Origin of the sequence: Corynebacterium glutamicum ATCC 13032 (assembly GCF_000011325.1) — a bacterium.
GTDB classification, from domain to species: Bacteria; Actinomycetota; Actinomycetes; order Mycobacteriales; family Mycobacteriaceae; genus Corynebacterium; species Corynebacterium glutamicum.
In genome coordinates this window covers 1960279-1985382 of sequence record NC_003450.3, presented here as the reverse complement: position 1 = coordinate 1985382, position 25104 = coordinate 1960279, and the positions used below count along the sequence as shown (strand labels likewise).

The following is a 25104-nucleotide window of genomic DNA, read 5'->3' as shown; positions in this document are numbered from 1 at the left end:
TGTTGTTGGGTGTTGTTAACTGGAAAGGTATTTAACAGGATACTTCCCCAGAATTTCATCGGGGTATCCGCTGAAGCCTTTGAGCTTCTTGTGCCGGCGACGGCAGTTGCGTCGGCAACGTGGGCAGTTGCAGTGGTCAATAAATTGACCGGAGCGAATAGCGCCCTCGTAGCGATCTTTGGATTGCTGTTGGGCGCGCTTGCGGCGCTGGGATGGGTTTTGCCCAAAGAGGGTAATAACAGCCATGGCACCAAGTGCCATAACAATAGGGATCATAAATGCGACGAACATGGTGATTGTTTCCTTTGTGGTTGAGTGTTTTTTAATAGATCTTGAGCTTGTGGTTGTTAACTGTGTTTAAGGTATCAAAGGTGCACGACATGCACGTGTTGGCACCTTGAGCAGTGTTAGCACGTTAGTGCTAACTGTAAGCCTTAACCAGAACAGATAACCTGTACCCCTGATCTTCGCACTCCACCCCGGCTGCTGTCCCACACAGCAGCAAGGACTGGACACCTTGTGCACGCCTGGCGTGTGCACTCATCTCTTTTTCATCTGGCACCACCACCAGTCGTGCGGTCCTTAAAAAAATAACCCCCTCGTGCAGCTGCGAAAAACGCAGAAGCACGAGGGGGTTTGAGTTAATTCTGTTTAATCGAGCAGGTCAACGCCCTCTTCAAGGCGTTGCTCGCGAGGTACAGAGTTATCAGGCCACTGGACATCGGCCTGTACCTCCCATTCACCGAGATCAAATTCGTTGTCGGCGATGAGGCCGGGCAGATCACCGGCGAGATCATACGCTTTTTCTATAGCATCTTCGGGGGAATCTGCCTCAACGTCGATGTAGGCGGATGCGGTTGCGACAAAATGAACGCGGTGGGTTGCCATAATTAGTGTCCTTATCTTAAGAGTGTGTTTAATGATCGAGTTTAATCTTCGATCTTGACGACATGTTCTCCAAGGCGTTGCTGCGGGGTCGAGCTGGTATCGAGCCATTCAATTTCAGCGCGTGCTTCCCAGTCGTGCAGCTCATAGGGATCGCCGGCCAAGGTGACCGGGTAGTCAAATTCTGCATTGGCTAGGTCGAGTGCTTCTTCAGGACTGTCTGCTTCGACCTCGATGGTTGACTCGGCGAGCGCGATAAAACTGACGCGGTATTGTGCCATAGTGGTGTTTCTTTCTTGTTGTGTTTGGGTGTTTAGTGGCGCTGCAAAAGTCGGCGCAGGCTGCGAACTAGGCGCAGCACTGCGTAGCCTGCAGAGAAGGCGAGGATATTTAGTACCAGCGTTTCATGGAAGCGCTCAGGGGTAAGTGCTGCTACTACCAGCACTAGTGCTGTGACAATAAGTAGTGGCTTGATGAGCGAACCGAGAAAGTTTGTTGCTTGAAACACCCACCGCATTATGGGGCTGAGCTGGTCGATGGGGGCGGTGATAGTGGATCTAGGTGTCTTGGTTGTAGACATGACTACCTTTCTGTGCGGTCGTTGTTGTTAACTATTCGTCGCGGAGTCCGTCTACAACGCGGTTATTGTCGGAGTCGATCTCAAAACCTTCGCTGTCAAAACGTGTCCAGCCGTAATGGAAGCCTTCAACAAGGCGCTCGTAAGTTAGTGTGCCGTCTGGTTGAACGTGATAGACAACAACATCGTGGTCGTCATGAATCTCGATTGCGGTGATAGCGCCGTGTTCAGCAGTGGCGATATGGGGGTTGGTGAGGCTGTGTAGAACAGCTTTCTGCTCGTCGGTGATTGTGATGGTGTACTGAGGCATGATGACTACTTTCTTGTTTTGGAGTGAGTATGGGTGGGGGGATTAGGCGCAGGTAGCTGCTAAAACAGCTGTAGCCAGCCATCAGCACGCTCAGTGAGTCGGTAGACCTTGGCGGTGGTGCTACCGACTTGGTGCTGGCCCAGAACACCAGGTCGCAGCAGGCCGGCGCTAATGCACAGTTCGGTAACATCAGCGTGCAGATCTGGGTTAATGATGACGTGGTTAAGTTGCTTGAGCTCCACATCGGCAAGGTTGATGGTGAGGTCGGCATATTGTTCCGGTACACCGTTTTCATCGAGTGCGTAGAGCATGATGGCCGGGCGAGTATTTGCTACATACTGAAACGGATATGCCTCAAGCATGGTGTATTCACCGTCGATGGGTCCGCGAATAGACCAGGGCTTTAACGTGGTGGGGGAGGTCATGGGGGTTGTCTCTTTTCTAGATTTGGACCGGATAGTGTTGTGGAGTTGTTGGTGTAGATAGAGAAAACCGCCTGCACAACAGGGTTAGTTGCACAGGCGGTTAAAAAGGTGGGTGTAGCGATAAGCTCGCTGCGGGCTTAACAGTGAGCTTTAAAGATCAGGATGATCTTCGCCATAGTCATCCATATCACGGATGTCTTCGGCGATGAGCACGGTGTTATCGTCCTCATCGAGATCAGGGGAATCATCATCAATGAGGCTGATCTCTTCGGTCTCGGAGCTACCTCAACGATCATGGGTGTTCGAGCCTTTCTGGGCTAGGTGTGTGAACGGGTTAGTTGGGGCCAGAGTTGAGTAGTGAATTTTCAGATAAGTCCTGCGTAGTACTCACGAGCTAGGTTGCTACCTCGTTGCGCGGATTCGACACCCTTGTGCCAGGCGTATGCCTCATACGCTTTGCTCAACAACATGGGTATAAGAGTGTTATCAGGATTGATGAGTGCAGCAGTGTTGAGCACCTGCTTGGTGCGGAACGCATGATATTCGGAACACAGCGCTTCGATGCTTAAGGCATTAGCGACAGACACAGGGAAGATAGTCGCGCGTTCTACAGGGTTGTTTGCAGTGCACAATGTTCGTGTCACCGCACGCATGAGTGCTCGTGCATGTGCTGTGTACTTAATGCACGGTGAGATTATGAGGTCGCGGAGATCGGTCTGATTGAGCGCGAAGCTGGTCAGCACGATGATGTTGCCGGGATTGGCAAGAAAGTACTGTTCAGCAGCGTGGTTGCCAGTGCTTAAAGTGTCATTAATTGCTACATCTGGGAATTTTTCAGCAGCTGTTTCCAGCATGTCGTAGATTTTTGTGAAGGCGAGTTGCTCGAAGCGATCAAGCTGACCTGGGGTGTGCTCGAAGTCGGTGTAGAGAAACACATCGTCGCAGATGGCGTCAATGTCGAGAGCATCGAGTACATCATTAGTGTGAAGTTCGATGGGGTTATGAGGCATAGTATCGAGTCTCTTTCTAGAGAAGAACGGTGTTGTGGGTATGAAAAAAACACCCCTAGCATTTATGGCACTAGGGGCGGTGTTGTGGTGTTGGGATGCATCCACAGCGCAGGTGAATCCGTGTGCAGCTACGCTGCACAGTTATTAGCGGCAGGCGTGGGTAATGTGCTCGTCGGCACCACCGGTAGGTACGCGATCAGCACCCGCGTTAAGTGGGACAAACTGCTTGAGCGCATGTTCCGTGGATTCCCAGCGGTCGATGTTTGAGTCGAGGTACGCGGTAATATCGTCTTGGGTCATATCCGCTGTGATATTGGGATCAGAGATATTGAGTAGACGCACAATATGCGAGCCACCATTGTTACGAGAATCATCGAATTGACGATCAAAGGTCGTGAAGGCGGCAGCTTTGTTTTCTGGTGTTGATGCTGGAACCCACTCGAATCCTCCAACGCCGTGGAGATCATCCGCTGGGGCAAAAGAAATGATGTAGATGGGGTAGCTGCGAGACATGGCTAGCGTCCTGCTTTCTCATCGTCGGGATTAGTTTCCGGTACAGGATCGACAACGATGCGCACGGTATCTGTAGTGATATAGGAATTTGGGTTAAAGGCGTTGTCTTGATTGTCGAACATATCGACATAGGGCTTACCTTTAAATCGCTCGCTGCTGGTCATAGGGTTAAACGGATCGTTCTCAGCGAATCCGAGAACAGTGTGGATGCGGTAGCGACCGAGTTTCTTATCAAAGGTGCTAAAACGTGGCAAAAATACGCGATCACCAACCCCCAAATCTGCGACAGAGGTCTCTAGGCCATGGAGAAAACTCCCGAGTTGATCGACAGGTGGTTGAGCTTTATCAATTTTGATCAACATGTCGTGGAGATCGTGGGAGTCTTGCTCAACAGCGGGTGGATTAATACGCTCAGTGATCTCATAATCGTCAAGCATGTAAACACCGTTGTCATAGTCGATGCCGTCGAGATAATCCTGATTGACAGGTTCGAGGTAGACGCCAGAACCATCATTGCCGAAGAAGTTCTTCAGCACAGTAATAAACGGTGGCAACCAATCGTTATTTTCGTTGATGGGTGGTAACTGCGCGTATGCGGCGTAGGCGAGAAACGCCTCAATCGAGTCGCGACCACCATTCCAGTGGAGGTAGAGACCGATGTCGGCTTCGTTTGCTACTAAAAGAGCATTGTTGCTCATGATGAATCCTTTGCGAGTGTGTGTGGAGTGGGGTGTGTAAAAAATGCAAAAAAACCCACACCAGATGAGGTGCGAGTTAAGAAGAAAATAGTGCTTCTGAGGATAATCCGATGAGTGCTGAAGAAGTGTTGCTACCAATGCGTGACGGTCCGTTATCAGTGAGTACAAGTGATGTATTTGATGCAGGACCTTCTTTTGAGTCAACATCGTCGTTGTCAGAGTTATCGTTGTTGTCCTCGGCAGTGTCTGTCACTGTGATGCCGGTGGTGTCGAGAATCCACTCAAGAGAGGCAAATACATCAGCGCCGGATTCGTCATCAAAAGACCCGTCGTTCTTATTTATTGTGCCGTGAGACATAATGCCCACAACCTCGTCACCAATGAAGATGGGGCCCCCAGAATCACCTTTGTGGATTCGACCAGTTTCAGCACTGTCATAATCAAAGAGGAGATAGTGTGATCGACCGACACCGTGATGGAATTTCCCTGACCTCACGCTATATATGTCGGTGAGAATCATGTTGACCGATTCAGCGGTGCGGATATTGACACCACCGCCACCAAAACCGACTGACTGTGCAGCGGTTCCCAGTGGATATTCTTGTGTGGGGAGCTGCGCAATGGTGCCCTTGTGCACGCCGTTGATATTAATGAGCGCTAGATCACCGGACGGTGCGCGGTAAACCTCACCCATATAGTTACCTTCATTGCGATGAATACCTGGAGTAATAGGCGTGATGGTGTCGATGTCGCCGAGTATGTTGATGTCATCGACACAGTGGCGTGCGGTGAGTGCCCACGATGGTGAGATCATGACACCGCTGCAGTTCAATGCGCCTGGTCCGATTTTTGCGACAGCGTTGGCAACGGAATCAGTTGATGGGACAGAGCCGCCGATGACAGCAGAGGCGTGGAATGGATGAGCTGCAACTATACCCAGTACGGCGCAGACAGTGGTGAGGGTAGACATGATTTTTTTACGGTTTTTCATAGAATCTTTCGAACTTTCTTCTTTGAAGGTGTGTGTGTGGAGTGTTGGAGAAAAACAAGTGGGAAATGCAGAAAACCCCAGCTCACACAGAGAAAATCTGTATGAACTGGGGTTGAGTACGAAGAGAGAGGGGATAGAGAAAGCGGTGCTTAGTGAGTCGGTTTAATGTTGCAGCACGCCGTAGTCATCGAAGCTGCCACCGAATTTGAGAATGAGCCGCGCGAGTTCAGTCTCGTCAAGAGCTCCATGATCGGTGTTGGTGCGCCAGACAGCGCGCGGTGAGTGTTCCCCGCTCGCGTCTTTGACGGCAACAACGAGACCAAGGGCATCATCTAGATCATCTGCGTTAAACATGATGACCGTATCGTGCGGATATGAGTGGAGATTTTCTTCGATAGTTGCCTCAATGTCGTTAGCAGTGGGTGTGACGCAGGCTGCGACCAATGCGAGAATATCGTCGGTGTTGAGCTGAATGTGCTGGCCGAGCTTCGGGAAGCTGACGTGAATGAGATCGTCATCATCGCGTTGATTGACAATGATCTCGGTGCGCTGCCACTGGGTGATGCGCTCGCGTCGCCACTCGGCGATAGGCGTGTTGTCCCCGGACCAGGGATTTTTCATATAGCTTGTTGGTGCAGGTAGATCGGCAGTATCAACAAGCTCATTAAGAGCGAGCTGGTGGTCAGGGTGTGCGTAGCGGATGGAGAAAGGGTTGTCCTGAGTGTTGTCAGACATGATGGTGTTTCTTCTTTCCTATTTTGTGTTGTTTTCGACGTACTGATAGAAGAGCCCCATGATCTGACCAAGGGATTCTTTGGTGAGGTTGTGCCAGGCTGTGATAGCGTTTTCGGCTTCCAGCTGGGTGAGCTTGTCGCGCTTGATAAGTATTGCGAGATCTTCCATGCAGGCTACGAGGCCGTGATGCATGATCATTTCGTGGACAAACTCAGCAATACGCTCTGATCGAATTGGGTTATTGATACGAATTTCATCGGGTTTACCTTCGGCACGCTGGGTGTTGACCCAGTTGATAGTGTCCTCGCGGGTTTTAAGTGCCACAGCGACAGTCTCTGGGGTATCGGTGCTGGTTGTTGTTGAGTCAGAGTGTGCATCAGCAGCGACCAGTTCAAAGCCGTAGGCATAGGGCTCGTCAGGGAGCGGGTCGAAGCTGTAATCGAGATTGGTGTCTGAGTTATTGGTTACGTTATCTGTGGTGTTGTCAGCGTTGTCAGTCATGAAGGATGCTTTCTTAGTTGTTGGCGGCTTCAAGGTGGATAGCAAGTGCCTCAAAAGGATTGAACTTTGGTAGCTCAAGCACAGGCACTAGCTGGGTGTTGGCAATCTCGGTGAGCCCGTGACCACCTTCGAAAGAGACCAGGGACATGCCTTCGGTGTGGTTCACAGAAACCGTGATGCAGGGTTCGGTGAGATTTGGGCTGTTCAAGACAGTGCAGGTCAGCCACTTGAGGTTAAGCTTCGAATTGGTGGACAGCAGATCATGAATGGTGAGCGGTGCAGACATAATGACGGGGGCCTTTCTGTAGTTTTCTTGAGAAAAGTGTTGCGGCATAGCAAAACACCCCATGAAGCAGATGCCTCATGGGGTGTTGGGGTGGGGTAAGTTGGTTTAGCTAGAGTGGCTTAGTCTTTGTTGGCACGATCAATCTGGATCGTGATGTCTGTGCCGACGAGATCATCAGAATCAAGCAGGTCATTGAGCTCGGTGTAGATGTCGCGAGAATCAGCCGGCAGATACTCGCCACCGAGATTAAAGCCAGGGAAGAACTTATGGATGACGCCATGTAGCTCGGGCGCGAGACTCATTTCAAAATACAGTGCGAGAGGATGGCCCTCGGAGTCGGTGGCATAAGGCTCGTTGGTGGCCGTGTTCACAGCATAAGACTCACCGATGAGCGAGATATGTGCACCGTACTGTGGTGAAAACTCATAATCAGGCTCATGAGGGTTGCGCACATGAGTGACCTCTTCAATGGTGACACGCTGGTGAGACATGACACTGTAGGTGTCGAGGTAGCGCTGTAGGTTCTCAGCGATCTGTTCGGTGTTGAGCTTAGTAAGGTCGCGGTTGGTGGCAGCTTTTTGAATAGTAGGTTTCAGCGCTGCAGCGGGGAGCTGGAAAAAGATGGAGCAGAAAGGTTGCTTGGAAATGATGTGTTCGACATCGTAAACGTCGTGGGGCATAGGTGTACTTTCTTGCACAAGAATGGTCAAATAGGCAGTGGTTTTTCTGTTGATAGATTTTAGCCGGCTCGATGGTTACGGGCTGTGCATAGTAGTTGGGATACACAAACAAGCTGTGTTCGAGCATTCAGCCGAACACAGCTTTGCTGTGTTGTGCACCGCTCAAGTCCCGCCCAGGCGGGCTGTGCCTACCCACACACCTGAAACCAGTGGCAACCTTTAGCGCAGCAGGAATTCAGCTTCTTCGTCCCAGCAGATATGGTGTTCGTGCAAGTGCTCAAGTATTTCTTCTTGTTCAGCAGCACTGATGGCACGTGGGGTCTTGGTGTAAACATCGCCGTTGTCGAGCATGTAGGCATCAAAAGGGGATAAGAGCTGGTCAGCGGCACGGACATAGGCAGCATTATGCTCAGTGTCGAATTCTTCTTGTGCGCGACGAACCCAGTGTGAGTCCAGGACTGTTGGCCTGGCAAGTTCGCTGTGCTGGAATGCATAGTGAGCCTCGCGAAGTACAGGATCAGTAAAGCTGTAGTTGATCGGCGAGGGCTGCACAGAAGATGGGGTGGTGGTGTTTTTAACAACCCGAAGCTGTGGTTGATGCTTGTCTGGTGCGGTGATAATAGTCAGCTGTGGTGCGGGCAGCGTAGTTGGCGGTTGTGTACTGCGGCTGTGATGGGTGCGTGACTCAAGGTCAGGAATGACGGTGAGGTGGTCGCGTTTTTTAGACATGGTGAAACCGTCCTTTCTAGGAGGTGGTGAGAGCTGTGTGTGGTCGAGAGAGAGATCTACAGGTGCAGCTCAAAAGAGCCGTTACGATGCATGTCCATATTCGACATGGGCTCTTGTGCGATCAGCGGGCTGCTTTCCAGGTCGTACCACATCTGATCAGAGCTCTTCTTGAACACAGTAAATAACCCAAGACCTGGAATAGAGCTGGTGGCGACAGTACCAACGGGTGCTTGTACGTAGGTGCGATGGGTGTTTCTTTTCTTTGTTGCACCAGCGTTGTGCTCATCAACCCAGGTGCGAAGCTCTTTCTCAAACGCCTTGGTCATGGAAATATCGTTGTCGATGCAGGTCGCTTTGAATTCATCAAACAATTCTGGCCCTACACGAAATGAGATGCAGCTCTTGCCACGCTCTGCATTAGTTTTTCTGGCGCCATTGGTAACAGTGCGTGTTTTGTTGTGCGCGGTATTGATGTTGACAGTGACATGGGGTGCAGAAGTAGATACGGTGCGAGTAGTCATGATGATGTCCTTGTTGTGGAGGTTTTAGTGTTTGTCGGTCAGTTGTGCTGCAAGGCGAGCCATATCAGCATCTGATAACAACGCTCTGTGGAGTTGAGGTTGTGGTAAGACACTGCGGTCGCGTACACGCGGGGTCTTAGAGGCGTCGAGATCGACAAGATCATGATCAATGTTTTTCCAGAAACCAGTGCTGTGCTTGATAAATATTTGCCTGAAGCTGGTTCCAGGTACAGGGATCATTGCGGTTGCATTGGTTGGTTGGCTGGCAAAGACTTCCACCATGTCGGATTCAGCCTGGTTTTGCTCTACATGGTTAATATTGCGGTCGATGTAGCGCTGCAGAAGGATGCGCGAGATCTCTGTGACCGTGAGGTTGTGTTTTTTAGCTAGATGCTTCATAGCGACGTGCAGGTCTGCAGGGATGACCATGGTGCGCAAGACAGTTTCGGATTCATGGTCATAGAGAACTGATTCCTGGGAGGGGCGGGTTAGCTCCGAATCAGAGGCAGTGAGGGGTAGGTGATCATGAATTTCTGCGCGATTGAGATTAGTTGGGTGTGGTGCAGCGCCATTGGTGATGATGATGTTGATAGTGGTTGTAGACATGTGGGAATCCTTCTGGATTAACAGTGGGTAAAAAGAGGAATAGAGTTAGGCGAGAAAAAGAAACCCCCATCCACCAGCAGATACTGGGTGGTGGGGGTTTCTTTAGTAGTGGTGCTTCTTAGATGAAGCGTGGGTCAATATCAACCTGTGGAGCAACTGGTGCAGGTGGAACAAAACCTGCCTGTGGCTGTGCGTAAGGATCGTTTACGTACTGTGGCTGTGGTGCAACCTGGGCTGCAACTGGTGCCTGGGTCTGAGAGAGACCAGCGAAAGGGTTACCTGCGTACTGAGGTGCGTCCTGAGCAGCGAACTGCTGAACTGGTGCAGGTGCCTGCTGTGCAGCAGCCTGCGCCTTGTTTGCCTCAACGACCTGCTTGCGAGCACGGCGAGCGTCAGCAGCAGACTTGGTTTCAAGCGGCTGGATGGAGTCGATAGATAGGTTCAACTCGTAGCGTTTAGCGCCAGTGGACTTGTCAGTGAACTGATCCTGGTGGATGTAGCCGTTGACCGCAACCTGGTCACCTTCCTTGAGGTAGGAGTAGATTCCGTTACCTTCCTTGGATGCGGAGTAGAACTGGGTGAGCGGAACGATGGAGTCCTCATAGACACCATTGCGGTTAGCAAAGTTGTTGGTGGAGTATACGGCGATCTGGATGTTGCGGGAGCCATCTGGGTTGGTGAAGATCTTTGGATCAGCAGCAAGACGGCCGATGACGTTGAAGTTATTGGAAGGATTAGCAGACATGGTAAATACCCCTTAATGGTATGGATGAATGAAGGATTGAGTGTTTAAGACCCACAGTGCTTATTTTTAAGCTGTTGGCTGTGTAGCCTTTCAAGAGTTTTTCCGAACGCAGCTATGCTGTCGTTGGTTTTTAAAGTCTTTTAGATCTTTTAGAAGTCTTCTGACTCTTTAGATCCTGTAGAACTAGGTATTTGACCGAGCTCTTATTGTTGAGAGTTTTTTTGTCGTCTCTCATGGTTGTCCCCGAACGCAGCTATGCTGTCGTTGAGTTTTTTCCATCTTTTGGAGCTTTTAGGGCTTCGCCTGTTTTTCCGAATGCAGCTTCGCTGTCATTGGTCTTTTGCTTGTGTCTTTTAGTCTGTGCATACAGCAGTACTTATGAAAAAACCCGCACCGAAGGCACATCAGAGTGCGACAAGGTGTGGGGTTAGGGTGGGATTGTCCGTCACTGTGACGGAACTGCCGTGGGTCTTTACATGGGTGGAACCCCCCCCAGAATTTCGAGGTGATAGTAGTATTCGCGGCGAGCTATGCGTTGTTTTCTTTTGTTGAGCGGTTGTTACGCAGCAACCCCCATCTGTAAGGGCGGGGGTCACGAAGCTCATGTAGAAGTACGCATAGTCAGCTGAAGTCAGCCAGGCTGGGGAAAGTTAAGTGTCGCTAGTCAGAGCTGGCAAATAGTACAGCCCAATTCAACGAGCTTGGGGAGCACAAACGTATAAGCAGCAAAACCTAAAAGTACAGCGATGATGAGTGCTGCGAAGAGATCATCGAGCTCAGCGCTTTTTTCCAGTGCGAGAAAAACAGGGAGGCCACAGATCAATGCCACAGCACCGAGCACGAGTATGGAGGTAATACTCAAAGGCTCGAATGCGGGCAGGGCTGCAGCAAAAAGATTGATCATGGCGCTATCTGCTTCATGTTAGAGACCTAGCCTAAGTGTGAGGTGTTGCCCGATAAACATCATTTCAAGATCACCCCAGGAGCAGCCTCAATAACCTGGTAAAACTCATCGTAGAACTCTGAGTCGTCAGTTAATACAGTGCGGTTGTGGCCGGCAATAACAAGTTGGCTGTAGGTGGCGCTGTAGACCAGATCACGGGTGCGACCCTGAGCGTCAAGTGCGGTGAGTTTGTCGAAGAAGGCGCTAGCAGTGGACACATCATCTGGTGGGGTCTGTGCGAGCAGTGTTTTGGTGTAGATCACCATATCGCCGTAAATCACAGCAGGAACCAGGTGGTCTGAGTCAATAAGCCCTAGTGGATAGCTGCTGTCCTCATCGGTATGGATTTCAATGGCGAGTGGGGACTCAGCAGTGGGATCAACATTGTTGGGGCTAGCAATAAGGGCGAAGGTGGTCATGATGGCTAAGTCCTTTTCTTAAAGGGTGGAATTGTGTGGGCGGTACAGGTTGTACCGCACTTTAGAATCTACATACTGTGCTCGCGAACATTGATCACGTGCATGGTGCGATCAGAATCTGTTGGATCATCGACAGCACAGAGCGGGAATTCCAGCGGTGTGAGCGTAAAGCCCTGTTCAATCATGTCTTTAAGCGTCATGCCGGCATAAGGGTGATCAGAGGTAGCGCCGGACAAGGTGTGCTTATGTTTGGTAGCGACAGCCTTGGCGCTGGCTTCATCAGGATTATGCGGAATCACAGCAATTGGTCCGTGATCGTGAGTGACAACACTTTTGTCTTTGAGGAACACGGTGCTGCGGCCACTGATCTCATCACAGACGCGAAGTGAAGCAGGGTTGTTGAGATCGTCGTTGAGCTGTGTGCGCTGTCGTTGTCGTAGTTCAGGGTTGATTAATTCAGCACTGCGGATAAAAAGGGTATTACCTTCCTGGTAGACGCGCACATCGGCGGTGCTGAACTGTAGAACAAAGACATTGTGTGGTTGAACGTCGTAGGTAATCGTCGGCAACTCATTAATGAGTTGCTCAGGATCAAGACCGAGATCGGTAAGATGATCCATGGTGAGAGGGTAGAACGCAGCCTTGGGGTGGAGAAAAGTCATGATAAGGGTGTTTCTTTAAGAAAATGTTGGTGCCTGGTTAGTTAGTTGTGTAACTAACCCAGCATCATTTGGTACAGGTGGTCATCGCCGCTAAAAGTGGCGTAGATGATGTTGGGGTCGCGCTCATCAACAGCAATAGAATTAATCTGGGTTGTTGGTGCCGGCAGATCAGTGTTGAGACTTTGGATAAAGAACAGGTCAGTAACAGCACCAGATGATGGGTCAATGAGCACGAACGCGGTTTCATCCGGCAGCTGGGCAAGCTGCGTTTCGGCAGTGGTGGCACCTGAGCTCAACAGCTGCAGGGTAAAGTCATCGGCCATTTCCGCGTTGATGACAGCAAGCACGCTGGGCTTACCGGTGCCAATGCTGGTGTCGCGGTTATGCCAGGTGGCAGCCTGGTCAGCACTGAGACAATCAAGCTCAGCAAGACCTGGAACCAACGCTGAGCTGGTGGGGTTGCTTAAGCCCAGGGCTGCAAGTGGGTGATCGGTGGCTGCTTGGGCATCCGATTCTGCTTGAGCAGCCTCAGATTCTTCGATGTTGATACCGAGCTGCTCGCGGAGATCGCCAATCTCGTGCTGGTTAATGACTTCGCCATCGACATAGGCGCGTGCTTGGACAATGCCAGTAGCAGACATGACCATAGGATCATGCAGCTTGAGGGTGGCAGATCCAGAGCTCGACAATACTGATGCGGTACGCAATGCACTGGTGCTGAGCTCACGGTGTTCATCCAGTGGTGCATCGGAGCCTGATTCTAGAGCGCACAGTCCCACAGCTGGCTCAGTCGCCGGCATGGTGTAGGCAGCATCTTCGGTTCCCGTTGGGGTGTTGGTGTTAAAGCCGGTGATCTGAGTGGAGCCGGTGACAGTCCAGGTATCAGCTGAACGAATAGGTTGCTTGGGATCATCAGGGTGTTGTCCGATGAGTTGGGTAGTACCCCAGCCATTACGGATCTGGCTAAAAGAGCTAGCCATGGTCTGAAAATCTTCAGTCAGAGCAATATCTTGACGTGGTGTGGCAGTTCCTGTGGCTGGGTCGATCTCAAGAATATGTGCTGTGGTGAGTTCAGCATTGTTTTCTGGATCAGCCATTGCTGCGACAGTAGGCTGCTCAGAACCACTATTTCGCGAGGTTAATGGCGCTGCGACAGCAATCAGAGTGCCATCGGCGGCAATTTCGAGACCGTAAATACGCTTGAGGGCGCTTTGGGCCATTGTTGGCTCCGTGTTATTGGCTGCGTCAGGGTCGGTGTTTTCTGGTAGCTCAGCAAGAGTCATTGCAGTGGCATTGGTGATGGTGAGCACATGAGCTGCAGTGGGATCAAGGGCAGAGCCACCATCGGTGACAGCCTGCGCCACAGAATCGGCGCCGAGAAGGTCAGCGGTGGTCGAGCATGAGCTCAGTAGGAGAGCTGTAGCGGTAAGTGCAGCAAGTCCGAGTGCGCGGTGGGTACGGGGAGTATAACGCATGAGTTTTTTATATTACTTTCTAGTATTTTAAGCGCGACAAAGTGAACTAGTATGTTTATTCACTAGTTTTATCGTAGTTGGCTAATTGACTAAATACTAAAGTAATTAGTCTGAGTTTCACATGACCCCGGACATGCAAAAACACCCTGTCGCAATGATGGCGACAGGGTGTTTCGGGGTCGAGTTAGAGCATGTTAGATGGTGTACTGCTGACCATAAGGTAGCAGTGCTGGTGAATGATCCGGGTGAGTGGTGCACAGTACCCGAATGAGGTTACGCAGGGTGGACAATTGAGTAACCGCAATATCAATGACATGTCCGTCTCGCATGTTTGGCGGGGTGTTGTGATCCTCACGACCAGAAGACGACAAGCAGAACACCTGGCGGTGATCAGGAGGTCCGGTGACGCTAAGCTGTGAGAGGCCGGCGCGGAAGGTCATGGAGGTGCCACCAAATTCGAGTTCAGCCTTGGTGAGATCAGTGTTCTCATCACCCCATGTCTGAGACTTGTAGGCAGCGATGGCATTAAAAAGTACCTTGCGCAGTTGCATTGCCTCACGTGGGGTGAAGTGGAAAGTATAGATCTGTTCAGGGATCAGCATGTCTTTAAAAGAAATGCTGAAATGCTCAGGGTAACGGTTCATGTCGTCATAGCGCACTAGGCAAGACCAGGTGAAATCATGGGCGTGCCACATAATGCTGATACCAGGCTCATTAGGTTCCACCGTCAATTGTGACTCATCGAGTTTGGTGGACTTATAGTACTGAGCCAGCTGAATGCCATTGGATTCACTCATCAACGGAGCGGTTTCCTGGGGAAACATGAGGTTGTCATAATTATGCAGACCGGCAACGAGTTCACTAAGGCTGTGTTGTGCATCAATGGCAGCATGATCGAACTCATAAGCACCATCGCTGATGATGTCACCGTATTCATGGGCACGGTAGAAGGTATCCAGTGGCTCGCGTAGCTCATTGAGTGCAGAAATGACTGCGTTGGTTCTTGGCTTCATATCTTGAGCCAAGGTGGGGTCAAAAGATACGAGAGATTCTTGTACGTCCTGAATCATGAGTATGGCGAAATCAATATCAGATGTGCTGAAAAAGGTCTCACGGTTTCTGATGGTGCTCGTGGTCGCATAGGCGGCTTTATTCTCGCGATAGGAGCGACGGCGACTGCGAATTGATGGGGTGTCGCTACTCAATGTCGCATGGTGCATATCTTTGTCTTGCAACAGCGTGGGTCTTAGTAGCAGCAGTTGGTTGACTTGGCTGATTTTCGCGATGATCGCGTCACTAATGATCAGCCCGCGTGTGGTGTGTTGGTAGAGCATCATGAAAAAGACTCTAACCAATTTCGCAGTTATGTATGGAAGACCGGCTGAGATTGTGGGGTAGTTGTTACAGCTACCCCACACCCGGAGGGGGTAGTAGTTATTTTGGGCTCATAAGCTAAGCGTTGTGCTTACACATCTATGAGATCGTAGCGAGCATGACCTAGTGCTGGATGAAAAAGCTTGTTGATGTGGCGGGCGTTAGCATGTAAAAATGCTGCTGCATCGTGACGCGAATTAAAGCGTAAACGGCAATCCTCTGGGTCACGAGAGGTAGATGTGGCGAGCAAATCCTGTCGCTCTGTGAGAAAGTTCAGATCAGTGTCTTTGAGTTCGTAAAGACCACCGCGACCAAGTAGGGTACCTTTGCGTGCCCGTGGGTTACGTGGGTGGGTTGCTACCGCAATAAACCAGATGGACGTGGATTTAGGCGCAGTGAACTGTGACGGTTTCGGCCAGGAGGGCCCCGGTTTAAGTGTGTGCAAGGTGGCCTGCCACTTGCCGCCAACAGTGTCGTGGACATGGGAGACCCCCTTGACTTCACGAGCAATAATATAAGGCTTGTGGACGGGAGCAGTGATGATACGAGACATGGGTAAAGACCTTTCTAGGAGTGGGTTTACTCGGTGATGAGTTCATTCGGGTAGATCAGCCCGAAGTCGATGGCAAGTGCATATTCATGTAAGCCATCGGCAATATAAGAGAGCAGGCCAAAGTCGGTGGCGTATCGCAAGCCATTGGGCTGCGGTAGTACCTCGCCGCGCTGCTGCTTAAAATGCGCTGCGAGCTGGGCTACAGCGTCACGCAGTAGTTCTACAAACTCCGGTAGTGAGGGCAGTGGATCGTCATGCGCATCAAGAGTTTTGGCGATGAGAGCGTCCATGACAGAGGTCACGGTGATAGCTGCGATCGCTTTGGCGTGATTGTGGCTGCGCACGATAGGTGGTGCAAGCTGTGGGCATGAAGCGAGAGCGGTTAAGTCTGCATCGAAGAGGTGATCGAGCCAGGTGGTGAGTTCCTCAGGGAGCAGATCCTCAGGATCAAGGTGATTATGCAGATCGGTTACGTTATGAGGGAGATTCTCAACGGCAGCACGTAGAAGCTGCACTGGGAAAATTGAAAGCGCAAGACTACGGTGCACACGCATGATGGGGTCAAGGTGATCGAGCCACGATGCAATGGCGGGGATCTCGGGAATATAGGCAAGCTCATGCCTGGCCTGTAGGAGATCCTTATTAGGCGCATTAAGCGCGGTGGTTTTTGGTGCACCAGAATCAGGATCAAAAGGAAGCAGGTAGTTGTTGCTGTCTGTTGCCGTGCCTGTGTTTTCCTGCACAAGGGCTTTTTGCACGTCACTTACGGTGGGTGCGCGGTGGTTCAGGCTTTGGTCAAGCGGGTCATTGCCCGAGCCCTTGGGTTTGATATAGGGCTCTACAGCAGCTCGATTAATGACCTCGGGTAGCTGGACCATAGTAACGCTGTGACCTAATGCTGTGCCCTGAGTGTCATGGTTGTGCAGGGTTAATTCAAGTTGGTTGCGACGGGCGTTGACCGCACTGTGCGAAGAGAGTGCGACTGAGAGGAATGGATGCAGGTCAAGTGCCGTTGCTAGTTCAAGGATAAGTGAGCTGGGCGGATTGAGCTTGCCTAGCCGTGAGAGGTCAACATCAGTGGTGCGATCGCAGGTGAGCCCTAGGTCTTTCACGTTGAAGGCTTTACCGAGATGAAGGAATTTGAGAAAGGGATTGGCTGCGGTCATTTTCTTCTGCTGTGACCTGACAATAAGAAGTTCCCAGTGTCCAGTGGTAGGTGCCGGTGGAGATGGTCGCGGTGGATTCGGTGAGGGGAGTGGGCGTGTATGCAGCACAGGTGCAGGTAGAAGTGGTTGAGCTGTCGTGTCTGTGCGCTTTTTTGCTTTAAGCTCTTCGAGCTTGCGCTGGCGAATTTTTTCCTGGGCTGCAATAGCGACCTGTGTCGGACTAGGTGTTGGTGAGGTGGTGAGTTCGTGTGAGGTAACAGCGAATTCACTCGGTGTTACGCCGTGTGCAGGGGCTGGGGTATCAGTGTGGGTCATGATGGTGATTTTCTTTAATAGTGATGGGGGATGGGTGAGAGGTTGATGTAAAACAACACGCCACAGATAGCTGAGTATCTGTGGCGTGTGTGGTTATACGTTGCGGTTGATCATTGCGTGCTTGGCTGCACGAGTACCGTGATCAGCGACATCAGACTCATTTAAGGCGATAGCTTCGTGGTAGACCGGCTGTGGCAATGAGGGCGTGACAGGGGGTACGTAGCGGTAGTTATCAACAGGTAACGGATGATAGACACCCGTAACGTTCTCGATGACAATTTGGTAGCAGCGCTTGTATTGGAGCTGTGTAATAGGGTGCTCAGTCCAAAAAGTACCAAAAGACCTGGTGTTATACGCATTGGCGGAGAATAAGGTCTTGGCTTGCGGATCAGGGGCAGCAGCAATCTCTGAGACGATCTGGTTTGGATAGGCTGCAGCAACTTGTGCAGTAATCCAGTCAGTCAGTTCCTGGTCAACACCCAAATCATGTAGTCGCACGGCGCTATCTACGGTGTAGGAGAAATCATCGGGGAGTGGCACAATAACCGGCTTTTTCACGGTGTTGTCGGAGTGCAGTTCATCGACAAGCTCTAGGAGTTCAGCCTCATTAAAAGGCATGGAGTGGGTTGGTGCTTTAGAAATAATGAGTGAATAGGACATGGGGTCGAGTTCCTTTCTAGGACATTCTCGGGGAATAAAACAAATGTGGACAACCTGGGGACAAACAAATAGACATACTTTCCTCGTCTTTGGTTTCCACTTTAGTATATAGTAAACTTTATTGAAACTTAATCAACAAAGTTAATGAAAAAACTACTGTGAAAGTTTGTGGTGATGATGCTTAGTGCAGTGCTGGAAGGTCTGCTCAGCGCCAGTGCGATCTCGCAGGTGCTTGGTTTTGGGGATCTGCTTGACCTTGGTGGTTTGATCTCTACTGAACTTGGTGTCGAAGGCTACGGCGAGGCATTTAGCGCCTAGTCAGGCGTTGCTTTTTCTCTCTTAAAAAATTCTCAAGAAAGGTTGTTACACAATGGATGGACTCAGCTCAAAGCTCGAAGGTGTTCTTAGCTCCGATGGACTCGGCACCTTTTTGGACAACGCCAATGGCTTGCTCAACTTTTTTGTCAAGCTCATGAACGCGATTGGCTAACATGCGCTGTTAAACTTCTCGCGCATGTTGACCCGACCCTGCCTCCGGCAGGGTAAAACCCCCAGCAACCACCGTGACTTCGGTGCACGTTGCTGGGGGTTTGTGGTTGGTATAGGTGGGTTTCTTTTAACCCCACATACCTAGACTGCTTGCCTTGGCAAGGGTTTGTGCACGTAGGAAAATATTGCGGTGGTTGTAGCGGGTGTCGAAGCTGTATTCAGCAGCAGAGCCTGAGGCAATTTGTTCCAAATTGGCAAGCTTAAGACCGCTATCGCCCTTGGTGTACCAGACATAAGCAAGCAGGCGTCCGTATTGATCTTCGCGGGCTTGGGTGGAATCAAATTCTAGTGTGATGGTGGCACCGCGCAGCATGGTGGTGAGATTCTGTGAAGATTCTGGTCCGTAGAAGCCCACAGGCTTGGTGGGGTGTTTGGTTTCGGGGGAATCAATACCGATCATACGAACAGTTTTCTGAGCACCCTGATAGTTCACGACAATGGTGTCGCCGTCAACCACGCGCACCAGGCTCGCTGCAACGCGTGGTGCCGCTTGATTTTGTGCTTGCTGAGTGAGTTTTACTGTGTCGATGCTGGTAGGGGTGGTGGTGCCCAGGTCGAGGGTGGAGCTTAATGAGCTGCTGCCAGTAACCGGGGCTGCGTTAATAGGAGGTGCTTGAGTTACTAGCGCACAGGCAGAGATTGCGACAGCGCCAAGCAAGGTGGTGGCAGAGAGTGCAATTTTATGAAAACTAATAGATAGTGACATTCTGGGGAACTTTCTTGTAGAGGTCTGGGTAGTGGATAAGTTAATCAACTATGAAATAGACTAACTTAATCATTAACATTAATGGATTTTCGGAGAATAGGGATAGACATGGCAGACGAGAAAAAGGTTCATGTACGTGCCACACTGCGCTTTGATTCAGACACCCACCAGCGGGCAATTTATTGGGCAGATCGAAAAGGTATCTCGCTGAGCGCGTATGCAGAAGAGGCGATCAGAGAGAAGATTGATCGTGATAACGGTGTGCACGTTATTCCGAATTCACTGTTGGATAACCGCATGAACCAAATCATTGATCAGCTCAGCTCGTTTGGTCGTGAGTTGGCGAACAACACGACAGTTGTAACTAGTGGTTTCAACACCATTATCGGTATGACTCGTGGCGACTCGTATCTCTCTGATGATCTCGATGACCTGGGTTAAACCCGATGAACGAGCAGGAACGAGAAGCCTTAGAGGATGCTGCCCTTGAGGAAGCTGCCTTAGCCGATGAATTAGCTGCATTAGAGGCTGAAGCTGGCGTACAAGGGTCAGTCGAGCCTTATGACTATGCAGCAGACCTTGATGATGAGGACGAGTTTGATGAGGACCCTTTTGCTCAGGATGAACCCCGTGACGCTGGTCCGCTAGGTGAGTTGAGCAGTGATAACCATGTCTCTGAGGCTGTTGCTGAAGACACTGGGACAAGTACAGAAGAGTCTGCACAAGAGGGCAGTCACGAAGAGTCGGTAGACAATCCCCGTGATTTCACCGGCACTGCGACAGCGGTGCGATCTTTTCGACCCAGACTTCCCGTACCCAATGCACTGCGACCAGGACCACCCATCCGAACACAACCGGCAGTGAACACCGACATAGATGATGGCGGGCAAGAGAATACAGCTGGCGCGACTGCCGCAGATGTGGGGGCGGGAGTGTTTTTTGGTACGCATTTTGAGCTGGCTTTTGGGCAGGTTGATGTTCACCGCCACATAAGGCATGAGCAGGCTATGCGAGATGGACACCAGGATCTCAGCGTCTTTGTCGGTGCTGATGGGGCGATCATGCTGGAAGAACTTAAAAATCGTTACCAGCGCCCACCGGAGAACGAGCCCCATGATGATGATGTCACCGAAATGATAAAGACCACCGAGGAAACAGAGAAGGAGAACGTAGAGATGGATCAGGATATAGCTGTAGTAGACAACGTTGATGAACAGGTTGTGGTGACACCTGCTCATGACGCTGACAGCGTAGCGGTTGTTGCTGAACAGGTCGTTGCGTCAGAACCAACGCCAGAGCCGGTACCCAAGGTTGAGCACGTAGAGATGAGTGTCGATCTAGCGGGTGAGACTATTACACCGATTGATCAGGCAATTCGGTCTTTTATGCAGCTCAACGGTATTGAGCACAGCGTGGTGTTGCGACGCTTGGGGCTGATGACTCAGGTGGCACATAATAAGGAACTTGATGAGGTCTACGCTAAGGCACTTGCCGAGGGTGAATCCCATGCTCAGCAGCAGCATGAATTAGAAGCAGAAAATGAACGGCTTAAAAAAGAAGTTGATGCGCTCGCTGCAGAGCTTAGTGCTGCGTTGATGGGCGAGGGTGGTGGTGATCATGACTAAGGCCGTGACACCAATTGTGGTGACCGATGGTGTTCGTTTTGATGAGGTGGATCTTGTCGCTGGTAATGCACGGCTACACAGTGTGCTGTCACAGCTGTGGGACAAGCTGTCTTTAGGCTCAGATAAGTTAAGGAATCTGCTTCTTGGTGATAGCACACATCCGGCTTATGGGCGCTCATGGGTGACCTTAACTGAGAGCATTAACAAGGGTGTTGCTGCCGGTACGGTGACAAGAGCGCAGGAGCAGCTTTTTCAGCAGATGCTGGGATTGCGCGATATTTACCAGGGTGTCACTGATGCTCAGACATGGTTGGGGCAGTCAGCAGTGTCAGGTGGAGAGAGGGTGCAATCAGAGATAAAGGTTGTGACAGAGGTAGCACAGGCGCCTGTGTTGCATGAGGCGGTTGCAGAATCTGCAGAGGTGACCCAGGGGGCGCCAGCTGTTGAAGTAGTTGCGGATCTAGACGCCGCGAAAGAGCACCAACTAGCACAGGAGCCCAAGCGATCTGGCAAAAAATCTGTGAAACAGGCACCGCGACGACAACGTAGCGCTCGCACAACCACCGATGCAGCAGCGTGTACACCGCGTGCAGGTGTGGTGGCCTTTAAGTCAAGCATTACGTTGCGTGATGGCGATGGTGTGGATCTAGAGGATGAACTGCGTACTGTGCACAGGACGAGTGCCAGGCTGACCGATCTACTGCAGGATCATGTGCACAAGAAGCTTGCACAGCAGGGTGTGACGTTTCGAGGCCCTATTCCTTTCGGGATCTTGGTGAACCTCGGGATTGTGTCACTGCTGGCGAATCACGAAGATGTCCAAGGATTAGTGTCTTTAAGTGACGATGACCAGCTTGTGCTCGACATTCTCAATGAACACCGATCTGTAGGTTGGCAGGAAAGTGTCAATGACGCGCTTGATGAACAGGCGCAGCAGATGGCGCAGATCAACAAGACACTGGGCTTTTTGCACAAGCGCAGCGTACAAAACGAACGCGACAATTTCTTTTTTGAGCATTTGCTCAGTGCGTTTTTCGCAGAACGCCTCATGATCGGTGATATTGCGACTGGTTCAGCAGTAGAAGACATTGATCTACACAGTGAAAAGCATGAGAAAGTGCTTGCTGTATTGAAAAAGTCATCGGAGCATGAGTGGCAGCGGGGGAAAGACGTAGCCGGGAGACAGTTCCATGCGGTGCGAAATGATGACTGAAGGCTTTCGACTTAATACTGATGCAGATATAGTAAGAATCAAACAGATAAAGTTAGTGACTTAAAAAGGGGAATAAAGATTATGGCACAGACGAGAACTGCTGGCGAGATCATCAAAGATCAGCAGAAGCAGATTCATAACTTGGCAGCTGAGGTAAAGCGTCTTCGTGAGCGTGACGATGCACGAGATCAGCAGCTAGGAGTGCTTAATGAAGCCATGTTTTCACTACTAGGAGATGGACTTGACCGTTTTCGTGAATCTGGCGATGAGGCATCCTTCAATGCTGCATTGAACTATCAGGCAGTGGTGGCACCAGAAATGTTTAAGACCGTGTATGGTGTCGATCCGTCTACCGGAGAGCCTATTCCCACTTAAAGTACAACACAGTCTTTTCACCCCTCTTTTCGGGTAAAGAGCATGTATTTTCTCTCCCATCCAACTTTTAACTAATTCTTTACCTATCCTCAGTTTGTACATATTTTCCGACAGGTAAAGGTTTGATATAAGCGGTTGGTACGAAGACTAGTGGGTGTTTCTGCTGTCATGTTGCTGGCCATCGGGGTTGCATCTCCGGTAGCTCAAGCACAAGTGGAAGATCAATTTGAGCTTGTAAAAGAAATCAGTGATGAGCAGTTTGCTGATGATGGTGTTGACTATGTTCCCAATAGGAATGCTCCGACTGTTAAGGAACAACTTGAGGATTTCGAATCAGCACATCCAGAAGTAGTCATTGAGTATCACGAGCACGTCAACGATAGTAAAGACAATGTTGAGGAACTTCCGCTACCTAAGCGGGACATCGTTGCAGGGGAAATGCGCTCAGATGTCATCGAGTTACCGGAGGGGGTGAGCAAGGACGAAGCTGATCAGGTGGAGGTTGCGGAAGCGCGACTTAATGAGGGCGCACGATTGATGGCTGCAACTGGGTGTGAGGCTATGTGGCCAACAGGTTTCTCAGTTTGTGGCCGGATTCTTGACGCTTATCGGCAGGTTGGAGGTCAGTTGTCATGGCTTGGGCCACCAAAGTCAAACGAGTTGACCAATCCCGACGGTGTTGGCAAAAGAAGTGAATTTGTTGGGGGTGCCATCTATTGGCATCCAGACACAGGCGCTTATGCAGTGACCCTGGACGGTTTGAGGCAGTGGGGGACCTTGAACTGGGAATCAGGGCCATTGGGGTACCCAACCTCTGGTCCGATGGATACAAACTATCCCCTTACTCAGCGACAGACTTTTCAAGGTGGTGACAACTATTACAACCCATTGACTGGCGGTGCTGTGTGGGGCGATATTAAACAGCGCTACGAAGAACTTGGCGGCTCGAATCATGCCATTGGCATCCCGATCACTAATGAGCTACCTAGCGGTACTGAGTATTTTTACAATAATTTCTCCAATGGAACAATTTCGTGGCGAAATGATCGTCAGACACGGTTTATGTATTTGGCTACGCAGCGGGTGTGGGATGCGTTGGGTCGGGAGACGGGTCGTTTAGGTTTTCCTGAAGCAGATGAAACACCTGAGGTTTCTGGTCTATTCCATGTGGTGAATTTTGCGGAGCGCGGGGTGATTGCGTGGAATGGAATCCTAGGCGCCAGAGAGCTGTATGGTGATGTTTACTCCCTGTGGCTGCAATACCAAAATACCGATACTCCTTTAGGGTGGCCGATACCATCATTGACATCATTAAATGAGTCACTCGAACAAGAATTCACCAGAGGTGTTGTTTTAGGCTCAGGTGATGCACTGACATGGATTCCTGACGATGAAGAAAGAAGTTTGGAGGATTTCCTCCCAATTGGAAGTAGCGGCTCATCCTCATCGAGCCAAGAGATGACCCTGTTTTCCCAGCGTGCACAATACGTGGATTGCAAGAATCTTCCCGATTTAGATGAGCAGAGAAAAACTGAAAACAACATTGAAAAGAATGGTGGCCCGATCAAAAAAGAGTATAGTTCGCGAGGTTTCCCCACCGAGTTCAGATTTGTCGTGAGAAAAGGGCATTATGACCGTTACAGGAATGAAGGCTGGGGATATTTAAAAAACTATTGCAAACACAACTTCGCCAACCACGCTATGGCTGAGGCCGTAGTAGATAAAGCGGTGATTGATTATGGCTCATCGCCAGGAACCAGCTATTACAAGTTCGAGAAAACGGTGTACTTTCTAGATTGCAGAACTTATACATTCAATAAGAACTCAGGATGTAAAGAAATGCACGCTCCGCAATGGGTGACTATTATTTACAATCCTCATACTTTCACTGGAGCAAATTCGAACAGACCCAAGGGGGTAATTTCAGCATGGTGTAATTCAACCCCACCTGGTGGAATCGAACACGAGCCTGAAATTTCCCAATGTCCTGATCATGTGAATCTTTATAATAAGCTTCGCATATGACAGAACCCCATCAACTGTGCATCTACACTAGAGGCTATAAAACTTCCGGATTTCGCTTTATCGGGCCATCGCTAAGTCTAGATTTTCTACTCATCAACATCATGGGAAAGTGGAATGCATTTTCTAGAGTGACAAAAAGGGACGGTAGTTCACTACCATTCCCAGGTAATGTATTTACTAATCAGCGCATAGCCGGAGCTGTTCGGCAGTGTCTTTTTCAAGCGATCGTTGCTGAAAAGTGGTCACTTTTCTCGTCCAATATAAGATCCTTAGTAGCTGATCTACCGGATGTGCTCACTGTATCTGAGTTACAGGAATGGTTAGAGTTCTTTGTGCAGCACACCGGAATTGATGTCAAGGTTGGGCGTGCGCTGATTGTTGATCCTGATCAGGAGTGGGCGCAGTCGGCTGGACGTTGTGAGCTTGTGGGATATTGTGCACTGAGTCCTGGTTCGCCTAGTCCTATTAGCTCGGTTTTCGAAAAGACAGATCTTGAATTGTGGGAGTCAGCATTAGCGACGAGTTGGATGATGCTGGGGCCTTCTACAGCTGAACGTTATGCCTATCAAATGCCGGTTGAGGAATTTTATTGGAGTCATGATGCAGAGTTGCGGTGGTGGGAGAGCTTTGTCAACGGCTGTTTTGACGATTTAACAAGTTTGCAGAAGCTTTTGAGTCTGTTACTGGCCAAACACTATTTATCGAGAGATTACCTAATGGTGCGCGTTTTCAAAATTGATTAGTGCGCCGGGTCAAAGGTAATAGTCGCAAGCGCCGTCGTTTAAAAGTGTTGTCGTTCAGTAGCCGGATATACCCTCCAACTCCTGACGGT

Annotated in this window: 35 protein-coding genes; 8 read left to right on the top strand and 27 right to left on the bottom strand. The window is 50.4% G+C overall.

Annotation, left to right across the window (positions count from 1 at the left end; translation table 11 throughout):
• Positions 1 to 15: 15 nt before the first annotated feature.
• The 6 genes from CGL_RS09370 to CGL_RS09345 form a co-directional block, all read right to left on the bottom strand.
• Positions 16 to 291: a hypothetical protein gene (locus CGL_RS09370; RefSeq protein WP_011014722.1), complete on the bottom strand. Its 276-nt coding sequence runs from the start codon at positions 289 to 291 to the stop codon at positions 16 to 18.
• A gap of 360 nt (positions 292 to 651) precedes the next feature.
• Positions 652 to 888: a hypothetical protein gene (locus tag CGL_RS09365; protein WP_011014721.1), complete on the bottom strand. Its 237-nt coding sequence runs from the start codon at positions 886 to 888 to the stop codon at positions 652 to 654.
• A gap of 41 nt (positions 889 to 929) precedes the next feature.
• Positions 930 to 1166 carry a hypothetical protein gene (locus tag CGL_RS09360; RefSeq protein ID WP_011014720.1) on the bottom strand — a complete coding sequence of 79 codons (237 nt, stop codon included), beginning with the start codon at positions 1164 to 1166 and terminating at the stop codon, positions 930 to 932.
• 32 nt (positions 1167 to 1198) lie between these two features.
• Complete coding sequence (locus CGL_RS09355; RefSeq protein ID WP_231838269.1) at positions 1199 to 1465, bottom strand: hypothetical protein; 267 nt, start codon at positions 1463 to 1465, stop codon at positions 1199 to 1201.
• Positions 1466 to 1496: 31 nt separating this feature from the next.
• Positions 1497 to 1772 carry a hypothetical protein gene (locus CGL_RS09350; RefSeq protein WP_011014718.1) on the bottom strand — a complete coding sequence of 92 codons (276 nt, stop codon included), beginning with the start codon at positions 1770 to 1772 and terminating at the stop codon, positions 1497 to 1499.
• A gap of 59 nt (positions 1773 to 1831) precedes the next feature.
• The gene (locus tag CGL_RS09345; protein WP_011014717.1) at positions 1832 to 2197 is read right to left on the bottom strand and encodes a hypothetical protein; all 366 of its coding nucleotides are present in this window, start codon (positions 2195 to 2197) and stop codon (positions 1832 to 1834) included.
• 162 nt (positions 2198 to 2359) lie between these two features.
• On the opposite strand from CGL_RS09345, the gene CGL_RS09340 reads away from it, so the two are divergent.
• The gene (locus CGL_RS09340; RefSeq protein WP_158295298.1) at positions 2360 to 2518 is read left to right on the top strand and encodes a hypothetical protein; all 159 of its coding nucleotides are present in this window, start codon (positions 2360 to 2362) and stop codon (positions 2516 to 2518) included.
• A gap of 44 nt (positions 2519 to 2562) precedes the next feature.
• Here CGL_RS09340 and CGL_RS09335 read toward each other — a convergent pair whose 3' ends face one another.
• The 20 genes from CGL_RS09335 to CGL_RS09240 all read right to left on the bottom strand — a co-directional run bounded on the left by CGL_RS09335 (position 2563) and on the right by CGL_RS09240 (position 17779).
• The gene (locus CGL_RS09335) at positions 2563 to 3207 is read right to left on the bottom strand and encodes a hypothetical protein (RefSeq protein WP_011014716.1); all 645 of its coding nucleotides are present in this window, start codon (positions 3205 to 3207) and stop codon (positions 2563 to 2565) included.
• A gap of 144 nt (positions 3208 to 3351) precedes the next feature.
• Positions 3352 to 3720 carry a hypothetical protein gene (locus CGL_RS09330; RefSeq protein WP_011014715.1) on the bottom strand — a complete coding sequence of 123 codons (369 nt, stop codon included), beginning with the start codon at positions 3718 to 3720 and terminating at the stop codon, positions 3352 to 3354.
• 2 nt (positions 3721 to 3722) lie between these two features.
• Complete coding sequence (locus CGL_RS09325) at positions 3723 to 4418, bottom strand: hypothetical protein (RefSeq protein WP_011014714.1); 696 nt, start codon at positions 4416 to 4418, stop codon at positions 3723 to 3725.
• Between the two features lie 76 nt (positions 4419 to 4494).
• Positions 4495 to 5388, bottom strand: coding sequence for a trypsin-like serine protease (locus CGL_RS09320; RefSeq protein WP_231838268.1), 894 nt, complete (start codon positions 5386 to 5388; stop codon positions 4495 to 4497).
• Between the two features lie 183 nt (positions 5389 to 5571).
• Entirely contained in the window at positions 5572 to 6144 is a 573-nt protein-coding gene (locus CGL_RS09315; protein ID WP_011014712.1) for a hypothetical protein, read from the bottom strand.
• Positions 6145 to 6162: 18 nt separating this feature from the next.
• Entirely contained in the window at positions 6163 to 6645 is a 483-nt protein-coding gene (locus tag CGL_RS09310; protein ID WP_011014711.1) for a hypothetical protein, read from the bottom strand.
• A gap of 13 nt (positions 6646 to 6658) precedes the next feature.
• On the bottom strand, positions 6659 to 6931 hold the full coding sequence (locus CGL_RS09305) for a hypothetical protein (RefSeq protein WP_011014710.1): 273 nt from the start codon (positions 6929 to 6931) through the stop codon (positions 6659 to 6661).
• 119 nt (positions 6932 to 7050) lie between these two features.
• A complete protein-coding gene (locus CGL_RS09300) occupies positions 7051 to 7611 on the bottom strand; it encodes a hypothetical protein (RefSeq protein WP_011014709.1) in 561 nt (186 codons plus the stop codon).
• A 219-nt stretch (positions 7612 to 7830) separates the two neighbouring features.
• On the bottom strand, positions 7831 to 8340 hold the full coding sequence (locus CGL_RS09295; RefSeq protein ID WP_011014708.1) for a hypothetical protein: 510 nt from the start codon (positions 8338 to 8340) through the stop codon (positions 7831 to 7833).
• A gap of 56 nt (positions 8341 to 8396) precedes the next feature.
• Positions 8397 to 8861: a hypothetical protein gene (locus tag CGL_RS09290; RefSeq protein WP_011014707.1), complete on the bottom strand. Its 465-nt coding sequence runs from the start codon at positions 8859 to 8861 to the stop codon at positions 8397 to 8399.
• A 24-nt stretch (positions 8862 to 8885) separates the two neighbouring features.
• Positions 8886 to 9467, bottom strand: coding sequence for a hypothetical protein (locus CGL_RS09285; RefSeq protein ID WP_011014706.1), 582 nt, complete (start codon positions 9465 to 9467; stop codon positions 8886 to 8888).
• A gap of 118 nt (positions 9468 to 9585) precedes the next feature.
• Positions 9586 to 10212, bottom strand: coding sequence for a single-stranded DNA-binding protein (locus CGL_RS09280; RefSeq protein ID WP_011014705.1), 627 nt, complete (start codon positions 10210 to 10212; stop codon positions 9586 to 9588).
• Between the two features lie 664 nt (positions 10213 to 10876).
• Positions 10877 to 11116 (bottom strand): hypothetical protein, encoded by a 240-nt coding sequence (locus CGL_RS09275; RefSeq protein WP_011014704.1) that lies wholly within the window; start codon positions 11114 to 11116, stop codon positions 10877 to 10879.
• Between the two features lie 59 nt (positions 11117 to 11175).
• Entirely contained in the window at positions 11176 to 11574 is a 399-nt protein-coding gene (locus CGL_RS09270) for a hypothetical protein (protein ID WP_011014703.1), read from the bottom strand.
• A 68-nt stretch (positions 11575 to 11642) separates the two neighbouring features.
• Positions 11643 to 12236 (bottom strand): hypothetical protein, encoded by a 594-nt coding sequence (locus CGL_RS09265; RefSeq protein ID WP_011014702.1) that lies wholly within the window; start codon positions 12234 to 12236, stop codon positions 11643 to 11645.
• Positions 12237 to 12289: 53 nt separating this feature from the next.
• On the bottom strand, positions 12290 to 13711 hold the full coding sequence (locus CGL_RS09260; protein ID WP_011014701.1) for a hypothetical protein: 1422 nt from the start codon (positions 13709 to 13711) through the stop codon (positions 12290 to 12292).
• A 194-nt stretch (positions 13712 to 13905) separates the two neighbouring features.
• Positions 13906 to 15048 (bottom strand): hypothetical protein, encoded by a 1143-nt coding sequence (locus CGL_RS09255; RefSeq protein WP_011014700.1) that lies wholly within the window; start codon positions 15046 to 15048, stop codon positions 13906 to 13908.
• A 128-nt stretch (positions 15049 to 15176) separates the two neighbouring features.
• On the bottom strand, positions 15177 to 15638 hold the full coding sequence (locus CGL_RS09250; protein WP_011014699.1) for a hypothetical protein: 462 nt from the start codon (positions 15636 to 15638) through the stop codon (positions 15177 to 15179).
• Between the two features lie 26 nt (positions 15639 to 15664).
• Entirely contained in the window at positions 15665 to 17119 is a 1455-nt protein-coding gene (locus tag CGL_RS09245) for a hypothetical protein (RefSeq protein WP_011014698.1), read from the bottom strand.
• A gap of 93 nt (positions 17120 to 17212) precedes the next feature.
• A complete protein-coding gene (locus tag CGL_RS09240) occupies positions 17213 to 17779 on the bottom strand; it encodes a hypothetical protein (RefSeq protein ID WP_011014697.1) in 567 nt (188 codons plus the stop codon).
• A gap of 174 nt (positions 17780 to 17953) precedes the next feature.
• Between CGL_RS09240 and CGL_RS09235 the strand changes: the two genes are divergently transcribed.
• Positions 17954 to 18097, top strand: coding sequence for a hypothetical protein (locus CGL_RS09235; protein WP_158295297.1), 144 nt, complete (start codon positions 17954 to 17956; stop codon positions 18095 to 18097).
• Between the two features lie 298 nt (positions 18098 to 18395).
• Here CGL_RS09235 and CGL_RS09230 read toward each other — a convergent pair whose 3' ends face one another.
• The gene (locus CGL_RS09230; protein ID WP_011014696.1) at positions 18396 to 19034 is read right to left on the bottom strand and encodes a thermonuclease family protein; all 639 of its coding nucleotides are present in this window, start codon (positions 19032 to 19034) and stop codon (positions 18396 to 18398) included.
• A gap of 108 nt (positions 19035 to 19142) precedes the next feature.
• Here CGL_RS09230 and CGL_RS09225 point away from each other — a divergent pair, with 108 nt between their 5' ends.
• The 6 genes from CGL_RS09225 (at position 19143) to CGL_RS09200 (ending at position 25015) form a co-directional block, all read left to right on the top strand.
• Entirely contained in the window at positions 19143 to 19475 is a 333-nt protein-coding gene (locus tag CGL_RS09225) for a hypothetical protein (RefSeq protein WP_011014695.1), read from the top strand.
• 5 nt (positions 19476 to 19480) lie between these two features.
• Complete coding sequence (locus CGL_RS09220; RefSeq protein ID WP_011014694.1) at positions 19481 to 20659, top strand: hypothetical protein; 1179 nt, start codon at positions 19481 to 19483, stop codon at positions 20657 to 20659.
• Entirely contained in the window at positions 20652 to 21872 is a 1221-nt protein-coding gene (locus CGL_RS09215; protein ID WP_208400638.1) for a hypothetical protein, read from the top strand. The genes CGL_RS09220 and CGL_RS09215 overlap by 8 nt, the downstream gene beginning before the upstream one ends.
• Positions 21873 to 21953: 81 nt before the next feature.
• The gene (locus CGL_RS09210) at positions 21954 to 22247 is read left to right on the top strand and encodes a hypothetical protein (protein ID WP_011014692.1); all 294 of its coding nucleotides are present in this window, start codon (positions 21954 to 21956) and stop codon (positions 22245 to 22247) included.
• Between the two features lie 168 nt (positions 22248 to 22415).
• On the top strand, positions 22416 to 24272 hold the full coding sequence (locus tag CGL_RS09205) for an LGFP repeat-containing protein (protein ID WP_011014691.1): 1857 nt from the start codon (positions 22416 to 22418) through the stop codon (positions 24270 to 24272).
• A complete protein-coding gene (locus tag CGL_RS09200; RefSeq protein WP_011014690.1) occupies positions 24269 to 25015 on the top strand; it encodes a hypothetical protein in 747 nt (248 codons plus the stop codon). Before CGL_RS09205 ends, CGL_RS09200 begins: the two co-directional genes overlap by 4 nt.
• Positions 25016 to 25104 lie beyond the last annotated feature (89 nt).

Coding starts and splice junctions, on each gene's coding strand:
- CGL_RS09370 (WP_011014722.1), bottom strand. CDS start 291: ATGTTCGTCGCATTTATGATCCCTATTGTTATGGCACTTGGTGCCATG.
- CGL_RS09365 (WP_011014721.1), bottom strand. CDS start 888: ATGGCAACCCACCGCGTTCATTTTGTCGCAACCGCATCCGCCTACATC.
- CGL_RS09360 (WP_011014720.1), bottom strand. CDS start 1,166: ATGGCACAATACCGCGTCAGTTTTATCGCGCTCGCCGAGTCAACCATC.
- CGL_RS09355 (WP_231838269.1), bottom strand. CDS start 1,465: ATGTCTACAACCAAGACACCTAGATCCACTATCACCGCCCCCATCGAC.
- CGL_RS09350 (WP_011014718.1), bottom strand. CDS start 1,772: ATGCCTCAGTACACCATCACAATCACCGACGAGCAGAAAGCTGTTCTA.
- CGL_RS09345 (WP_011014717.1), bottom strand. CDS start 2,197: ATGACCTCCCCCACCACGTTAAAGCCCTGGTCTATTCGCGGACCCATC.
- CGL_RS09340 (WP_158295298.1), top strand. CDS start 2,360: ATGATCTTCGCCATAGTCATCCATATCACGGATGTCTTCGGCGATGAG.
- CGL_RS09335 (WP_011014716.1), bottom strand. CDS start 3,207: ATGCCTCATAACCCCATCGAACTTCACACTAATGATGTACTCGATGCT.
- CGL_RS09330 (WP_011014715.1), bottom strand. CDS start 3,720: ATGTCTCGCAGCTACCCCATCTACATCATTTCTTTTGCCCCAGCGGAT.
- CGL_RS09325 (WP_011014714.1), bottom strand. CDS start 4,418: ATGAGCAACAATGCTCTTTTAGTAGCAAACGAAGCCGACATCGGTCTC.
- CGL_RS09320 (WP_231838268.1), bottom strand. CDS start 5,388: ATGTCTACCCTCACCACTGTCTGCGCCGTACTGGGTATAGTTGCAGCT.
- CGL_RS09315 (WP_011014712.1), bottom strand. CDS start 6,144: ATGTCTGACAACACTCAGGACAACCCTTTCTCCATCCGCTACGCACAC.
- CGL_RS09310 (WP_011014711.1), bottom strand. CDS start 6,645: ATGACTGACAACGCTGACAACACCACAGATAACGTAACCAATAACTCA.
- CGL_RS09305 (WP_011014710.1), bottom strand. CDS start 6,931: ATGTCTGCACCGCTCACCATTCATGATCTGCTGTCCACCAATTCGAAG.
- CGL_RS09300 (WP_011014709.1), bottom strand. CDS start 7,611: ATGCCCCACGACGTTTACGATGTCGAACACATCATTTCCAAGCAACCT.
- CGL_RS09295 (WP_011014708.1), bottom strand. CDS start 8,340: ATGTCTAAAAAACGCGACCACCTCACCGTCATTCCTGACCTTGAGTCA.
- CGL_RS09290 (WP_011014707.1), bottom strand. CDS start 8,861: ATGACTACTCGCACCGTATCTACTTCTGCACCCCATGTCACTGTCAAC.
- CGL_RS09285 (WP_011014706.1), bottom strand. CDS start 9,467: ATGTCTACAACCACTATCAACATCATCATCACCAATGGCGCTGCACCA.
- CGL_RS09280 (WP_011014705.1), bottom strand. CDS start 10,212: ATGTCTGCTAATCCTTCCAATAACTTCAACGTCATCGGCCGTCTTGCT.
- CGL_RS09275 (WP_011014704.1), bottom strand. CDS start 11,116: ATGATCAATCTTTTTGCTGCAGCCCTGCCCGCATTCGAGCCTTTGAGT.
- CGL_RS09270 (WP_011014703.1), bottom strand. CDS start 11,574: ATGACCACCTTCGCCCTTATTGCTAGCCCCAACAATGTTGATCCCACT.
- CGL_RS09265 (WP_011014702.1), bottom strand. CDS start 12,236: ATGACTTTTCTCCACCCCAAGGCTGCGTTCTACCCTCTCACCATGGAT.
- CGL_RS09260 (WP_011014701.1), bottom strand. CDS start 13,711: ATGCGTTATACTCCCCGTACCCACCGCGCACTCGGACTTGCTGCACTT.
- CGL_RS09255 (WP_011014700.1), bottom strand. CDS start 15,048: ATGATGCTCTACCAACACACCACACGCGGGCTGATCATTAGTGACGCG.
- CGL_RS09250 (WP_011014699.1), bottom strand. CDS start 15,638: ATGTCTCGTATCATCACTGCTCCCGTCCACAAGCCTTATATTATTGCT.
- CGL_RS09245 (WP_011014698.1), bottom strand. CDS start 17,119: ATGACCCACACTGATACCCCAGCCCCTGCACACGGCGTAACACCGAGT.
- CGL_RS09240 (WP_011014697.1), bottom strand. CDS start 17,779: ATGTCCTATTCACTCATTATTTCTAAAGCACCAACCCACTCCATGCCT.
- CGL_RS09235 (WP_158295297.1), top strand. CDS start 17,954: ATGATGCTTAGTGCAGTGCTGGAAGGTCTGCTCAGCGCCAGTGCGATC.
- CGL_RS09230 (WP_011014696.1), bottom strand. CDS start 19,034: ATGTCACTATCTATTAGTTTTCATAAAATTGCACTCTCTGCCACCACC.
- CGL_RS09225 (WP_011014695.1), top strand. CDS start 19,143: ATGGCAGACGAGAAAAAGGTTCATGTACGTGCCACACTGCGCTTTGAT.
- CGL_RS09220 (WP_011014694.1), top strand. CDS start 19,481: ATGAACGAGCAGGAACGAGAAGCCTTAGAGGATGCTGCCCTTGAGGAA.
- CGL_RS09215 (WP_208400638.1), top strand. CDS start 20,652: ATGACTAAGGCCGTGACACCAATTGTGGTGACCGATGGTGTTCGTTTT.
- CGL_RS09210 (WP_011014692.1), top strand. CDS start 21,954: ATGGCACAGACGAGAACTGCTGGCGAGATCATCAAAGATCAGCAGAAG.
- CGL_RS09205 (WP_011014691.1), top strand. CDS start 22,416: ATGTTGCTGGCCATCGGGGTTGCATCTCCGGTAGCTCAAGCACAAGTG.
- CGL_RS09200 (WP_011014690.1), top strand. CDS start 24,269: ATGACAGAACCCCATCAACTGTGCATCTACACTAGAGGCTATAAAACT.